We start from the raw sequence: 14,991 nt of genomic DNA, 5'->3' as shown, positions 1-14,991 counted from the left end.
GGAGGAGTCATTGTGAAAAATCGGAAGCGAAACACCAAGAGCGTCATTCTTTCCATCCTGAGTTCTGCGCTTATTTTTACCGGAGCCGTCGGTTGTTCGAACAATGCTGCGTCTGACAGCAACGCAAATGCACCATCCAGCCCGAACGAGAAAATCAAGCTGGAGTTCTACTACGGACTCGGCGGCAAGCTCGGGGAGACGATGCAAAAAATCGTGCAGGACTTCAACAGCAGCAATGAAAAATACGAAGTCGTTCCCATTGTCCAAGGTGACTACAGCGAGACGTTGCAGGCGCTCCAGGCCTCGCTGGCAGCAGGCAAGCCACCAGCCTTGGCGATCAATGCGTATCCGGAATTTATGAAGCTGGCGAAAAGCGAAGCATTGCTGCCGTTGGATGAGCAAATCATTCAGCCGGAGTATAAAAAGGATGATGTTCTGCTGCTAGAGCAAGGGAAGTACAACGATGCGATGCTGGGTGTTCCTGCTTATGTCAGTACACAAATGATGTACTACCGCAAAGATATTTTTGACAAATACAAGATTGACTACAATGCGCTCACGAGCTTCGAGCAATTGGCGGATGCAGCCAAGCTCATCAAAGAAAAAGAAGGAATCAACGGCTGGTCCATCATGTGGTACACGGAGCATATGATCGACTATGCTCGTTCTGCTGGCGGCGATATCGTGAGCGAAGACGGCAAGACTGTTACGATCGACTCGGAGGAATGGGTGTATGCGTGGGACAGCATTCGCAAGTACATTCATGAGGACAAAATCATGGATACCGTCTATGGCGGCAATGGCTGGGAATGGTGGTACAAAACCATCGACAACGTGATGAACGGAAAATCCGCAGGTTACACAGGCTCTTCCGGTGACGGGGGCGATCTGGATTTCAACAAGGTAGCAACTGGCATGCAAAAAGGCTTCAATGGACAACCACCTAGACCTGTCGCGATTTCCGTCATGTTCAACCTGTTCAAAGCATCCTCGAAAGAACAGCAAGAGGGCGCGTGGGAATTCGTGAAGTACTTCTCGGAAGCAGAAAAAACAGCGTACTGGGCCGTACAGACAGGCTATATTCCGATTCGGGACAGCGCCGTGAACACAGAAATTTACCAAAACAAATTGAAAGAAAATCCGTACTTCTCAGTACCTTTGGAACAAGCAAAAACGAACGGAATTGCTCCTTTTGTAGACCCGACAGGCGGCAAAATTTATGCGGAAATTGAGTTGGCGAAGGACAAGGTGCTGATCGAAAACATTCCTGCCGCAGAAGCGCTCAAAGTGGCGAAGGAAAAGGCACAAAAAGAACTCGACAAAGCACTGAAGCAATAAATCATAAAACATAGCGAACAGGAGAGATGGAAAAATGAAAAACGGTATCGCATTGGCTGTATTTGATCTGGCAGGAACGTTGGTAAAGGACGATAACGCAGTGAGAGATTGTCTGCATAAAGCGGCTGTGGAATACGGATTAAACGTGACACCAGATGAAATCAGCACGCACATGGGAACGAACAAAATTCATCTCTATCAATATTTGATTGCGAGAACACAAGGAAATAGGATCGACTTCAAAAACTTTGAAATCGATATCGACAGCTCGACACACGAGGAAGCAGTTAAGCTGTATGAGCGATACACCGAATACATGATTGCATTTTATCAGGAAAATTGCCGCGAAATCGCGGGTGCAACCGAAACGCTGAAATGGTGCCAGGAGAATGGCATCAAGGTAGCGACTGGGACAGGGTTCCATAAAGAGATCAACAGCGTCATCATGGAGTCGCTCGGATGGGTGAAGGACGGCTTGATCGATTACGCAGTAGACCTGGATATGGTACCAGAAGGCAAAGGACGCCCGGCTCCGTTCATGATCTTCAAGGCAATGGAATATTTGAACGTGCAAAACGTCAGACAAGTCATCAAGCTCGGCGATACGCCAGCGGATATGCTTGAAGGCTACAACGCTGGCTGCAAAGCAGTCATCGGCGTGATGCAAGGCTCGACCCCAATCGAGGTATGGGGCAAGTACTATCATACACATGTGCTCGACACGGTAAAAGAGCTGCCAGAGCTGATTTTGTCCGGTAAAATCGTATGATTTACCCTGTGGAGAAGATGGCGAGTATCGGCATAGTCTTGCCTAAGCTGTTTCCTTTTTCACAGAGCCGGCCTGAACAAATGCTTCCGAGTCTCCTTGCGATCCTGGAAGACCCATTCTTCACAGCGGTAGAAGTCTCCTATATCGCGGACAAAGAGACGAGGCAGCTCGCCGCAAAGTATATGGCGTACAGCGGAGTCGAGGTTATTTTCAACGGTGGAGATGCAGCCCGAGAATTGCAGATTGATCTCAGCTCCTTGGACCCGGTCGTTCGCAACAAGTCTATCCAATCAGGCAAGATGCTGATCGACCACTGCTATGAAATGAACGCAAAAATCATGCATATCGTAACGGGTAAATTTCAAGGTGAGGAAAACAAGCCGAAAAACATCCAGGCGTCTATTGCTTCAACTACGGAGCTGTGCAAGTACGCAAAAGAAAAAGCTGATACGTACGAGCTGTGCATTTCCTTGGAGATCGGGGATCGGCATGTCGACCGCAACTATTTACTCGGACCTACTCATGAGGCGGTGCATGTAGCAAACGTGATCCGCAGCGAGTACGACAATTTTGGACTCTTGCTGGATCAAAGCCATCTGCCGATTATGGGCGAAGACCCGCACAAATCCTTGTGGCTGGCCAAAGATTATTTGACACACATTCATCTCGGAAACTGTTACTTGAAAAACAGGCAAGCCAGCTATTTCGGGGATAAGCACCTCCCGTTTCACGTCGAGGATTCAGAGGTTGGGGTGAACGAGCTGACGACGTTCATCACGACGCTCACTGACATTGGTTTTTTCAAGAGCCCTAAACCGACTAGAAAGCCAGTCATGACCTTTGAGGTGGGGCGCTTTGAGAATGAATCGCCTATGCTGGTAATCGCCAATGTAAAACGTGCTTTTTACGAAGCATGGGCCAATGCATAAACAAAAAGACTGGGGCTGTGGCAGAAGTGAATGTATTGATTACGGGATACTTTACCGATTATTCCAAACAACGCGTGACACAAGCGTTTCCGCAGGATTGGCGCATCCAAATCGTGGAGCCTGAGCAGATCGAGTCATTTATCAGCGAAGCAAATGTGTTGATTCCCGAGCATATCCAAGTAAACGAAGAGTTGCTGAACAAAGCGCACAACTTGAAGTTTGTCCAGACGGGTGCGGGCTTTGACAACGTGAATATTGAGGCATGCACGAAGAAAAATATTTGGGTGAGCAACGCGGCTGGCGTGAATGCAGACGCAGTAGCTGAGCATATTATGGCGCTCATTCTGGGGTATTACAAAAACATCTCTTATCTCGATCAAGCGATGAAAAATCGGGAGGATGAGACCAAGCTCGTCTACGTCGGTGGCGAGCTCGCAGGAAAAACCATCGGTACCATCGGCTTTGGCGCCATCGGCTCTCGCGTAGCGGAGCTGGCAAAAGCCTTCCGGATGAAGGTGCTGGCGTACGACACCAATCCAAACAGGCAGAGCGATGATGCCGAATTGGTTGATCTGGACACGCTGATTGCCAAATCTGACGTGATCACCCTGAACATTTTTCTGAACGAATCCACAAGACATCTAGTGGACAAGCAGTTTTTAGCTAAAATGAAAAACGATGCACTTCTCGTCAATACAGCGAGAGGGCCGATCATTTGTGAAGAGGACTTAATCGAAGCATTGAAAAACAATGGGATTGGCGGAGCATGCCTCGATGTATTCACAGTGGAGCCTCTCAGCGTGGACAGTGAGCTGCGCGCTTTGAAAAATGTCGTGCTGACGCCGCATACAGCAGGCATGCCTGACGGAACCAAATTCCACGAGAAAAGGTACCAATTTTTTGTGGAAAACATACAGCGAATCCAACGAAATGAAACGCCGCATAGTCATTTAAATCAGCTTTTCTAAACAAAAAAAGCCGGGATCAGTCATCAGAGACTGGTCTCGGTTCGTTTTAATGCTCCCGGATCTTGGACAGATTTCCACCGAACAGCTCCAGCTCTACGTCCAGACGGGAAATCGTATCGGGACGAAGAGACAGCTCCCCATTTTTCGTTAACTTGTGCCATGCCTTGGGATTCTCTCGATATAAAGCATCTGACAATTGAAGAACATCGATTTGTGATTTTTGTCCCAAAAGGTACGTGTGCATGATCTCCTCAGAAATGCTCTTCTCCGCATATTCTTGTAGTTTCTTTTCTGGAATGGCTTTTACCAATTGGGGCATGTTTGCCTTCGTGCTTACCTTGAGCTGAAACGTTACTTTGTCATTTTCCACTTTGGGGGTGATGGACGGTTTGATCTTTTCCATCACAAGTGTTGCGATGGGGTGGCCATCATGATAAACCGTAATTCCTGGTCGTTTCGTATCTTTATCCAACCAGCGCAGACCCATGATGTCTGCACGTGGCATGCATTGTTTCAACTTCTTGTTTTGCAAAAAGCAGACGCCGCTCATGATCAGTTTGGGATGCTTTTTTTTATCTTCAGTCCACTGTACTTTGTTGATCCCCATTTCGGGCAACTGCATGGTCTGCCCACTTTCTTTCCACTTCCAGATAAACTTGTATAGATACATAGGAGCGACGACTGAGCTTTGTCTGTAAATATCCTGCGGGTCGTTCAATTGGGAATACAGGACAGAGATATTCAAAATAGGCTTGGCGTTAAAAATATCTTCGATGGGTTCTTTCGTAGCAAATGTCCAGATTGTATAGCGGAATTCGTAGTAACGGTCGACGACATCCAATAATTGATTGACGACATCCTGCTTCAGGGCAGCCTCGGAAAAGACAATAGCTTTGATATGGCTCCAGGAAAGTCGCTGTTGTGCGGTCGGGTACAGATTGAATATCGCTTCATCCAGCGTTTTCCCTTCTCCCTTACCGATGGAAATGGATTGAGGAAGTCGTTGTCCACCTGCTTCTTGCTTGCCAATATTACCGAAGCTAATGATTTGCGTATAAAACACAAATTTCCCTTTCACATAGTCAACTCCAATGGAATTGACGTAAATCAAATGCTCAATTTCTTTGGCGCCCCAACAACCGCTTAACATGGAACAGATCAAAATCGTCGTGAAAAAGCAGCGAAGTTTTTGCATAACTATGGTTGATTCTCCTCGCTTGATCTGTTTTTCTGTAGCATGTGAGGGACCTTGTACCATTTTCCCCATGGGATCCGAAAGATTACTTTCCACAAATCCTGAAAAATAGGGGGAGAGAGCGGCTCCAAATAATAAACCCCAAATGATCGCAGATTGGTCAGATACAGCACGATCATCCCCACTGAGATGAAAAAGCCAAACAGCCCGGCCATACCAGAAATGACCAAGATGATGAGTCTGAGCAAGCTAACCGTACCGACGAGGTCTTGATTGACCAGTGAAAAGGTGGAGAGAACGGACATCGCTACAATTACGAGAATCCCGGGAGCTGTTAACCCTGCACTGATGGCGGCTTGACCGATGATCAGACCGCCAACCACGGATAAAGTTTGGCCAAAAGCCATGGGAAGACGTATACCGGCTTCACGAAATAATTCAAACAACAACAGCATGACGATTGCTTCCAACGGGACAGGAATGGGGACGCCCTGTCTGGATAGGACAAGCGTTGCCACCAGTGTGTAAGGAAGCTGATCCTGATGATAAGTGATCAAGGCAATCCAGAATCCAGGAAGAAATAAGGCCACTAGGAATCCGAACAATCTCATTAAACGGGTAAAAGCGCTATACCAAAAATACGAGTAGATATCTTCCGGTGTATTAAATAAAAAAGTCAAGGTCACAGGAGCGATCGTGGCGATCGGGGAGCCTTCCACAAAAATGAGAAATTTCCCATGCAACAGCGCGTTAACTGCAAAATCAGGCCTGCCTGTATACTCAAACAGAGGAAACAACGGTATGCGGGCGCCTGTTAGCATATCTTCGAGCTGCGTATTGCTGATAATCGCTGTTACTTGCAGTTGTTCAAGCTTGGTTCTGATTTCATCCAATGTTTCCGGGTTTATCTTATTTTGGAGGAACAGCAAATTGACTCTTGTTTGTGTCTCTTCACCTAGCCTGTACTCTTCTACAGCTAACCTATTGGTTTTTAATCTTTTCCGGATCAAACCGATACTGATGTGCGGCTCTTCGGTAAAACCATCTCGCGGTCCTTTCACAGAGACCTCTGTAGTCGGCTCTTCCGGAGTGCGCTGCGGCGGGTTGGAGAGCTCCATCCAATAGAGCTTGTTAAACGAAGAAAAGAAGAGGAGGAGTTCCCCTCCGAATACTTTTTTGACAATGAGGTCCGGATTGCGATCGTCGAGAATCACTTTCAAAAATAACTCACTGTATTGCTCAAGGCCTGAAGCACTCAGCGGGGAAGTCGTTTGATACATGTGGGATAGCTTCGGAATCACATATTGGTTGATCTGTTTGATATCGCATAGACCCTCCGAATAAATGATGGTAACGTCAGAGGAATTCTGCTGATCTTCTGCGGAGGGGAAACGAACCGAATCTATGATGACATCTGCACAAGAGGCAAACAATTGCCGAAAATATTGTTCGGTTAAAGGCTGATCGTTTGGGATGGACGGTGGATGTTCGTTAGGGACGAAAACATCATTCCCTCGGACTCTCCTCATAGATCATACCCCTCCTTCTACTGGACCAATGTACGAGCACGATGATAATGAACGAGTAGAACAACATCGTATAAAACATAATTGGAAGGATATGGGCGGTTAACATGTCCAGAAACGCGTTATCGCTGAAGGGTAGAGCGGCAATGGCAATCAATAGGGAATAAAGCAGGATGAGGACAAACAGTTTTTTCGCTTTGTTTTCCATTCGAAAGATATCTACGATGAGAAAGATCGTCAAAGACATGCGAATAAAAGCACCTGAAAACCACTGGTAAATACTTAAGAAATCCATATGTTCAATGTAGCGGCCAATATTAACCAAGCGCCATTCTTCGTAAGCAGGATATCTCAGCTTCTCCGACTCGCCAGTGCCGAATTCGGCAATTGCCCCCGTAACAGGTCCAAAGGTCAGTCCTATTAACACGATGGCAAGAATCAAGAGGGGCAGCAACGAATACTTGGAGCGAATATGCTGTTGCATAAACAGAAGGATGATCAGTTCAATATAACCAGCTCCGACAAAGACCATGCCTTTCCACACAGGAAGCATCCCGAACTCCAGGAATGGTTTCAACAACATATAGCTTTTATGCGCGTAGTTGGAAGACATGACGAAGAAACCGAGAAAGATGACAAGCGGCAGGAAAAGGACCGCTGTGTTTGCGATAGAGCGTATGCCCAAGTATGCATTGCACAAGCAAATGCCAGCTAGCAAAAGGGCAATGAAAAAAGTGGGCATCTTGGGGGAAAAAGCGACGTGTATCCAGGTACGGTATCTCTCATCGTAATTGCACACATCATGAATAAATAGACACAGGCAACGCCCGCCAATATATAGGAAACGACAGGGTGGTACGCTTTTTTCAGCAAAAGAAAAAGATGCTGCTGACGAGTTTTGGCAATTGCCGAATACAGAAGGCAGGTCCAAAAAAGAAAGAGGACACCTGCCAAAATAACTGATATCCATGAATCCCGTTTTGCGGCATCTAATAAAATCGGGATGACAATCACATGGTTCATTAGGCCAATGGTGAGCATCAACATACAGACAACTTGAAAAAAAGTCAAAGAACCTTGTTTCATGCGCATACCTCTACGTACTTGAGTTGATAGTAGTATCTGTTCAAAGTGGATCTTTATTCCATGTTTACATGACGAGCGTATGTTCGTAAGAAAGGAGCAAGTAAGAAGGTGACGAATAACTGAGGAAGCAGAATAATGAAAAGACAAAAAGCCACGAATCTCCTTTTCATGGCTTTTTGTATACTTATAGGCTATCTAAACTGATCAACGCTTTTTCAATTCTTCTAGGAGTTCAATTATTTTATCATTTTGCATTGTAATTTTTTTTACACCGAATGCGATTGGCAAGAGCAAAGCAACTATCAAAGGGAGAATTACTAATTCTAAGATCAAAGGTAATCACCTCCAAATAGTCATTAGGAAGTATGTCGATTACAATTTATAGAAATTACCTATATTTACCTCCCAGAAAATATAAATTATCTCTCGACTACACATAGACCGATCAAAGTGGATCTTTATTCCATGTTTACATGCCGAACGTCCATTCGTAAAATGGAAGCAAGAAGGTGACGAAAATGAATGTGAAAAAAAATATCGCAGCCATATTGGATCACATAAAAACAGAGGAACGATTTCGCGATAACATTGCGCACTGGAGGGTTATTCCTGCTCGGGAAGCAAAGTCTGTTCCATTTCCAGATGAACTGGACGGACGAATTCGAGATGCCCTGACGAATAGGGGCATTCCCTCCTTATACACGCATCAAGAAACGTCTTTTCGCCATGTGCGCGAAGGCAAGCACATCGTCGCGGTTACGCCCACGGCTTCAGGAAAAAGCATGTGCTATCATTTGCCGATTCTCCAGACGTTATCGGAGGACACGCAAGCGCGGGCTCTTTACTTGTTCCCAACCAAGGCTTTGGCGCAGGATCAAAAGGCGGAGTTGCACGAACTGATTACGGAAATGGGCCTTTCAATCAAATCCGAAACATATGATGGTGATACGCCTGCAAATATTCGGCAGATGGTACGCAAAGCAGGAAATATCGTCATCACCAACCCAGACATGCTGCACTCCGCCATTTTGCCCCATCACACCAAGTGGGTGTCCTTTTTCGAGCATCTCAAATACATCGTGATTGACGAGCTGCATACATATCGCGGCGTTTTTGGCAGTCATGTCGCCAATGTCATTCGGCGGTTGAAGCGCATTTGCGCCTTTTATGGGAGCCACCCGCAATTTATTTGCACATCGGCTACCATCGCCAATCCGAAACAATTGGCAGAAGCTCTGACAGAAGAAGAGGTAGAGCTGGTCAACAACAATGGTGCTCCGTCTGGCATCAAGCATTTCCTTTTCTACAATCCGCCTGTGGTCAACAAGCAGCTCAATATTAGACGCAGTGCCACATTGGAAGCGCGAGACATTACCGAGCAGTTTTTGATCAATGGCATACAGACGATTTTGTTTGCGAGAAGCCGTGTACGTGTAGAGATTTTGCTGACGTATTTGCAGGAGTTGATTCGCCGCAAGCTTGGGCCAAAAACGATCCAAGGGTATCGCGGCGGCTATTTGCCGAGCCAACGTAGAGAGATCGAACGCGGCTTACGTAATGGCGACATCATGGGCGTGGTCAGCACCAATGCGCTGGAGCTCGGAGTAGATATCGGGCAGCTTCAGGCGTGTGTCATTACTGGCTATCCGGGCTCGGTCGCAAGCACATGGCAGCAGGCAGGACGGGCAGGAAGACGGCAGGGGGAATCCGTCGTCGTTATGGTCGGTAGCTCCACCCCGTTGGATCAGTATGTGATCGCCAATCCAGAGTACTTTTTCGACCGCAGTCCTGAGACAGCGCGGATCAATCCCGATAACCTGATTATTTTGGTGGATCATCTCAAATGTGCGGCATATGAGCTGCCGTTTCGTGAGGGAGATACCTTCGGGCGGGCGGAAATCGTGGAAATTCTTGAGTTCTTGACCGAGGAGCAGGTGCTTCATTACTCGCGGGGCAAGTGGTTCTGGATGAACGATTCATTCCCGGCCCACAACATCAGTCTGCGATCAGCTTCGCAGGAAAATGTCGTGATCATCGACATCAGTGAACGGGGAAATGAGCGTGTCATCGGGGAAATGGACCGTTTCAGCTCCATGACGCTCTTGCATGACGAGGCCATCTACCTGCATCAAGGGACGCAATTCCAGGTGGAGAAGCTGGACTACGAGGAAAAGAAGGCGTATGTCCGGGAAGTCCAAGTCGATTATTACACGGACGCCAACTTGGCCGTCTCGCTCAAAGTATTGGAGCAGGATCAGTCCCGTCGTCATGCACAGAGCACGTTGGCTTATGGCGAAGTGGCTGTGAATGCGATGGCGACGATCTTTAAGAAAATCAAGTTCGAAACGCATGAAAATATCGGCTCGGGACCGATTCATTTGCCGGAAGAGGAGCTGCATACAAATGCAGCGTGGATCGGTTTTTCCGAAGCGTTGCTCGGCGAGATTGGGACAGAGGATGTGGAACGTGGCTTGGTCGGTTTGGCTCATGTGTTGCAGCACGTAGCTCCGCTGTTTGTCATGTGCGACCCGATGGACCTGCACGTGATACCGCAACGAAAGGCGGTTCATTCGCAGGAGCCGACGATTTTTCTGTACGACCGTTATCCGGGAGGCATCGGCTTGAGCGAGCAAGTGTATAAGGAAATGGAGACGATTTTGACCCAGGCAGAGCGGATGATTGTCTCTTGCCCGTGTGAGTCAGGCTGTCCGTCTTGTGTGGGAGCGACAGATGACGGCAGCAAGGGGCTCGCCATGACCTTGCTCCGAATCGCTCAAGGGGGAAGTACTTATGTCTCTTAAATCCAAGCTGCAACGGATGAAGGGACATCTCTCGCTGGAAACGGACAAAGCGGTAGCGCCAGTAGTCGATGCGGAAAGGCCCATTCTCCAGAAAGAGCCGAGGGAGGCTGTACCTGCGGATAGCAGCGCCGAGCTACAGATACCTTTTGCCGACAAGTGGAAGGAAATGCAGGCATCGCCCTACATCTGGGATGACGAGTACGTCATGATTCGCGAGGTTCGCTATCCGATCAATCAGCAGCATGGCGCTTACGCCTTTTCCGAGCTGCATGAGGCGATCCGTATGTGGGAAGGGGCTGGTCGAGAGCATCCGCTGTCCGCTAAGGGCAGGAAGCCAGAAGACTTGCTGTTTTTCGATACGGAGACGACAGGGCTGTCAGGTGGGGCAGGCAATGCGATTTTTCTTTTGGGGTATAGTCGTTTCGAGGGGGAGCACGTCGTGGTGCGCCAGCATTTTCTCCCGGGCCCGCATGCAGAGGTGACCTTGTATCAATCGTTTTTGGAGCAAGCACAGAAGTCCTCGCATCTGGTGACCTTTAACGGAAAGTCCTTTGACTGGCCGCAGGTGCGGACGAGGCATACACTGGTGCGTGATCAAGTGCCTGCTTTGCCTACCTTTGGTCATTTTGACCTTTTGCATGGGGCGAGGAGACTGTGGAAGGCGGAGCTGGAATCGTGCCGATTAGGTATTATCGAGCAGGAAAAGCTGGATGTTTTTCGCGAGGATGATTTGCCAGGCTATTTGGCACCGGTGCGGTATTTCGACTTTTTGCATGCCCAAGACCCTGATGTTATCGAAGGCGTGCTGCGACATAACGAGACGGACGTCTTGTCTCTGATCACGATGTACATTCATATGACGCGGCTATTGGTAGGGCAAGGGAGTGTAGCGGTATCTCTCGAGGAAAGCTACGAAATTGCCAGATGGTACGACGCGCTTGGAGATCAGGATGCCGCTATGGCAGGCTATCGTCTCGTCGCAGACAGTGAGCATGCGTGCAGTAACCGGGCCAAGCTCGCTATCGGTCATCTGTATAAAAAGCAAAAGGATTGGCACCAAGCCCTAATCGTTTGGGAGTCGTGCATTCAGTCCACCGGATATGTCCCAGAAGAGGTGTATATTGAGGCTGCCAAGCTGTACGAGCACCAATTGAAGGATTGGGAGAAGGCTTTGCACTATACGAGGCAAGCGTATGAGCAGTGGAAGAAGCGCGGGAGTCTGTTGCGAAATAGGTCCAAGGCAGATGCAGAGGCTTATCACAAGCGGATGGATCGGTTAGAAGCAAAGCTTCGCGGAAATGAAGCGGAAGAAGAGAGCCTGTTGTCCGGATTTTTGGATTGGGCGGATGAGCAAGAGTGATGAGGGACTGTAGATCGAAGACCTATCGATCAGAGGGGGAGTAGGATGAGACAGATTGTCTTCATTCTATTTGCGATGCTACTCATTAGCGTTGGCGGTTGCTCTGCGAATGACGACTGGGTTCATACATTTACGGGGGAGAGCGACAATTGGAGCGTGGTCATGGAGATCAGGCCGACTGAGAGTGAACACACACATGTTGTTTATCCATTTTACTTGACGAAGAAAATGGAGAATGACGTCACGAAGCTCCATTTCGAGGCTCATCTAGTTAACGGTAATCCGAGCGGTAATTTCGACCACGAATCTATAAAAAAGCTCAATGATAAGCAACCGTTTCTGCTTTTTAAGGAGTACCCGAACCTTCTCTCGACTGATTTTCCTGCAAAAGATACGCCGAAAGAACAGCTCGAATATTACTTCTCTGAGTTGAAGATGGATATAAAATGGACAGATGATCAGGGAGAGCATCAAGAACAAATCCCCCTGAAACTGCAAAAAGCCCCCTGACGAAAAAGGGGGCTTTTACTGCGTTTTCCGAGCAAACGGTCTATGGTGTTCATTCACATCTACTAATAATTGATTTTGCCAGGATGTCTGGAGCCATCACGACTGATGAATGATCTTGCCCTGCTAGCGTTTGATGTTTAGCCAGAGGCAACAGTTCGGCGAGTGCTTTGGCTGCGTCATCGAAAAACGGCCCGCTGTTTTCCCCTGTCATGATGAATGTTGGGGCGTTCACTTTCCATCGATCGGTTGGGAGTGGTTTGCCCGATTGTGTCTCGCCCATGATCATGCCATCATAGGCAAGGGTGTGAGCCAAACTTTCCATGGACTTCCAGGAAGGGTCTGCTTTCATAAAATCGAGGTATTCGGCGGGGATACCGACAGCTTCGGTCATAAAATGAGCGGCAAGCTGCTCGGCGAGTCCAGCTGCATCACGGTGATCGGAAATCGCAGACGATACCAAAACGATGGCAGGTCCGTTCCCGTGCTTTTGGTAAGCAAGCTTTGTTCCATCTTTTGAGATAAACGTGTTCATATGACCTCCTGCTAACGTTTCGATATATTCTTCCAGTCGATCGAAGGCATCCGTGTACCCCTCGATCATTCCCATTGCTTCGGCATTGTCCAGTTCATGGGCACTTGCGAAACGAGTAACAATACGAAGCTTTGTGCCCTCGGCTGCTTCCTCAAAAGTAACGGTCGTATGCATTTGGCTGTTCTCTACGATGTTCCAATCCTTGTCGACGAACGAATCGATGTAAACCAGTCTGGAAGGTTCGCAAACCTCTTGGTAGACGGCTATGCAAAAAGCTTCTTCTCCCGTACCGTCGTCTGATTGCAGACTGTAACGCCAGATTCCGCCGGGGCTTACATCCATCTCGTAGATGGTTGTCGTCCAGTGTCTGGGTCCCCACCATCGAGCGATATGTTGCGGTTGTGTCCATCCTTCCCATGCAAGCTCGGGAGACAAGTTAATGATACGCTCGATGGTTAACTCTCGACGCTCTCGATCTTTAAAGACACTTGTTGGTCTTCTCATCGCGTTTCATCCTCGTTATATATTTTTCCAACGCGTCAAGCCGGTCGTTCCAATGTGTATATACGCGTCAATGTATATAAAAGGAGTTTTTTAAATCCATACTCCCTGAAAGGGAGACGAGCGACTATTACGATAAGAAGGTGCCGATAAAAGTGAAGTTTGGTTTACAGATGTTTACAAAAAAGAGCCTAACGTAATAATATAACCTTACGTAAAAATTAAATTTTAAGGAGGTCTGATTGATGGAAATTTCAAAGGGAGTAGAAATGCTTCATCTAGATTTTCATGGGAATATCATTCACCCCGTTCTTTTGTGGGATCGAGACATGGCTGTTTTAATAGACACCGGATTCCCAGGGCAAATGGATGATTTACGCGTGGCGATGGAAAAGGTAGGCGTATCGTTCAACAAGCTAAAAGCTGTGATTTTGACGCATCAGGATGTGGATCATATCGGCAGTCTTCCTGAGATTTTGCAGGAGTGCGGGGATCATGTTCGCGTGTATGCGCACAAACTGGATAAACCGTATATTCAAGGGGAGATACCGCTTTTAAAAGACGGGCACCTTGAGAATCCCCCGAAAGGCAGAGTGGACCATACCGTGAGTGACGGTCAGGAACTGCCGTTTTGCGGCGGGATTCGTGTCATCCATACTCCTGGGCATACTCCTGGTCATATCAGTCTTTATTTAATGCAAAGCAAGACTCTCGTTGCCGGGGAAGCTACGTTTACGATAGAGGGTATAAATTTAAGAAGGAATGTAAGCGCATCGGATATAGGGATCCGGCGCTTTTTTTCCAAATTAGGGTGAGAACAGTGGCATGATATATGTAAGATACTACTTCACAAGTAGTGAAATTTGACTGTGAGAGTAGTGTTTTAATTTGGAGCGATGGTAGTTCGAAAAGAAGACCTTCGCAATTTGATTGAACGGTTAAAGGAAACAGATCAAAAGACAGAATTTGATTTTCTACAATATTTAATTGACCGTTCGGAGAAAAAAGCAAGATCATGGGAAGATATTGATAAAGAAGAATCAGACCAAGTACCGTTAACTGATGAAGAGAAACGTCAACTAGAAAGCGACCCTGAGTATATGTCAGGGGAGGATGCCAAGCATGAGTTCAGACTACAAGTTTATCTACCATAAGGAACCAGTAAAGTTTATTGCCAAGCAGGAAAAGGCTGTACAGGAACGGATTGCTTCTGGATTAAAAGGTTTCTGGAAGTCCCTCCCGAGGGAGATATTAAGACGATGAAAAGATATGAAGGACTTTTTCGTTTGAGAGTAGGAACTTTCAGAGTGTTGTTTCGAGTGGATCATCGAGAGAAAGTTATAAAGCTGTTGGTTCTCGTAGAGATGTTTATAAGTGATGGAAAAGTGCTATCTAGTCATCAGAAATGACGGAGGGATGGCATGTTTTATTTAGGATACTCGCTAATAAAATAATTAAATGAATCTAGTCATCCAT

General features: G+C 47.2%; 14 protein-coding genes and 2 pseudogenes. 10 read left to right on the top strand and 6 right to left on the bottom strand.

What is annotated here, in order from left to right:
- Positions 1–12: 12 nt before the first annotated feature.
- The 4 genes from ACFVS2_RS15485 to ACFVS2_RS15470 are packed head-to-tail and all read left to right on the top strand — an operon-like array spanning position 13 to position 4,004.
- On the top strand, positions 13–1,338 hold the full coding sequence (locus tag ACFVS2_RS15485) for an ABC transporter substrate-binding protein (protein ID WP_390235265.1): 1,326 nt from the start codon (positions 13–15) through the stop codon (positions 1,336–1,338).
- Positions 1,339–1,372: 34 nt separating this feature from the next.
- Complete coding sequence (locus tag ACFVS2_RS15480) at positions 1,373–2,107, top strand: HAD hydrolase-like protein (RefSeq protein WP_390235263.1); 735 nt, start codon at positions 1,373–1,375, stop codon at positions 2,105–2,107.
- A 17-nt stretch (positions 2,108–2,124) separates the two neighbouring features.
- Positions 2,125–3,036, top strand: a complete 912-nt coding sequence (locus tag ACFVS2_RS15475; RefSeq protein ID WP_390235261.1) for a sugar phosphate isomerase/epimerase family protein — start codon at positions 2,125–2,127, stop codon at positions 3,034–3,036.
- A 17-nt stretch (positions 3,037–3,053) separates the two neighbouring features.
- Positions 3,054–4,004, top strand: a complete 951-nt coding sequence (locus tag ACFVS2_RS15470; RefSeq protein ID WP_390235258.1) for an NAD(P)-dependent oxidoreductase — start codon at positions 3,054–3,056, stop codon at positions 4,002–4,004.
- Positions 4,005–4,050: 46 nt separating this feature from the next.
- On the opposite strand, the gene ACFVS2_RS15465 is transcribed toward ACFVS2_RS15470, so the two are convergent.
- From ACFVS2_RS15465 to ACFVS2_RS15445, 5 genes are all read right to left on the bottom strand, one after another.
- On the bottom strand, positions 4,051–5,199 hold the full coding sequence (locus ACFVS2_RS15465) for a Ger(x)C family spore germination protein (RefSeq protein ID WP_390235255.1): 1,149 nt from the start codon (positions 5,197–5,199) through the stop codon (positions 4,051–4,053).
- A gap of 2 nt (positions 5,200–5,201) precedes the next feature.
- Complete coding sequence (locus ACFVS2_RS15460; protein WP_390235253.1) at positions 5,202–6,728, bottom strand: spore germination protein; 1,527 nt, start codon at positions 6,726–6,728, stop codon at positions 5,202–5,204.
- The gene (locus ACFVS2_RS15455) at positions 6,706–7,467 is read right to left on the bottom strand and encodes a GerAB/ArcD/ProY family transporter (RefSeq protein ID WP_390235251.1); all 762 of its coding nucleotides are present in this window, start codon (positions 7,465–7,467) and stop codon (positions 6,706–6,708) included. Before ACFVS2_RS15455 ends, ACFVS2_RS15460 begins: the two co-directional genes overlap by 23 nt.
- Entirely contained in the window at positions 7,437–7,748 is a 312-nt protein-coding gene (locus tag ACFVS2_RS15450) for a GerAB/ArcD/ProY family transporter (RefSeq protein WP_390235489.1), read from the bottom strand. Before ACFVS2_RS15450 ends, ACFVS2_RS15455 begins: the two co-directional genes overlap by 31 nt.
- A gap of 267 nt (positions 7,749–8,015) precedes the next feature.
- Positions 8,016–8,144 (bottom strand): hypothetical protein, encoded by a 129-nt coding sequence (locus tag ACFVS2_RS15445; protein WP_390235249.1) that lies wholly within the window; start codon positions 8,142–8,144, stop codon positions 8,016–8,018.
- Positions 8,145–8,329: 185 nt separating this feature from the next.
- Between ACFVS2_RS15445 and ACFVS2_RS15440 the strand changes: the two genes are divergently transcribed.
- Genes ACFVS2_RS15440 through ACFVS2_RS15430 form a run of 3 tightly spaced genes read left to right on the top strand, consistent with a single transcriptional unit; the run spans position 8,330 to position 12,482 of the window.
- Positions 8,330–10,612, top strand: coding sequence for a DEAD/DEAH box helicase (locus ACFVS2_RS15440; RefSeq protein WP_173616748.1), 2,283 nt, complete (start codon positions 8,330–8,332; stop codon positions 10,610–10,612).
- Complete coding sequence (locus ACFVS2_RS15435) at positions 10,602–11,972, top strand: ribonuclease H-like domain-containing protein (protein WP_390235247.1); 1,371 nt, start codon at positions 10,602–10,604, stop codon at positions 11,970–11,972. Before ACFVS2_RS15440 ends, ACFVS2_RS15435 begins: the two co-directional genes overlap by 11 nt.
- Positions 11,973–12,017: 45 nt before the next feature.
- The gene (locus tag ACFVS2_RS15430) at positions 12,018–12,482 is read left to right on the top strand and encodes a hypothetical protein (RefSeq protein ID WP_390235244.1); all 465 of its coding nucleotides are present in this window, start codon (positions 12,018–12,020) and stop codon (positions 12,480–12,482) included.
- A 49-nt stretch (positions 12,483–12,531) separates the two neighbouring features.
- Here ACFVS2_RS15430 and ACFVS2_RS15425 read toward each other — a convergent pair whose 3' ends face one another.
- Positions 12,532–13,518 (bottom strand): SRPBCC domain-containing protein, encoded by a 987-nt coding sequence (locus tag ACFVS2_RS15425; RefSeq protein WP_390235241.1) that lies wholly within the window; start codon positions 13,516–13,518, stop codon positions 12,532–12,534.
- Positions 13,519–13,760: 242 nt separating this feature from the next.
- Between ACFVS2_RS15425 and ACFVS2_RS15420 the strand changes: the two are divergent.
- From ACFVS2_RS15420 to ACFVS2_RS15410, 3 genes and pseudogenes are all read left to right on the top strand, one after another.
- Positions 13,761–14,264, top strand: a pseudogene (locus ACFVS2_RS15420) (MBL fold metallo-hydrolase); the annotation flags it as partial.
- Between the two features lie 147 nt (positions 14,265–14,411).
- Positions 14,412–14,669, top strand: coding sequence for a hypothetical protein (locus ACFVS2_RS15415; protein ID WP_390235495.1), 258 nt, complete (start codon positions 14,412–14,414; stop codon positions 14,667–14,669).
- Positions 14,638–14,893: pseudogene (locus ACFVS2_RS15410) on the top strand (type II toxin-antitoxin system RelE family toxin). Before ACFVS2_RS15415 ends, ACFVS2_RS15410 begins: the two are co-directional and overlap by 32 nt.
- Positions 14,894–14,991 lie beyond the last annotated feature (98 nt).

The organism is Brevibacillus sp. NPDC058079, from assembly GCF_042885155.1.
Lineage (GTDB): Bacteria > Bacillota > Bacilli > Brevibacillales > Brevibacillaceae > Brevibacillus.
This window is presented reverse-complemented; position numbering and strand designations above follow the sequence as displayed.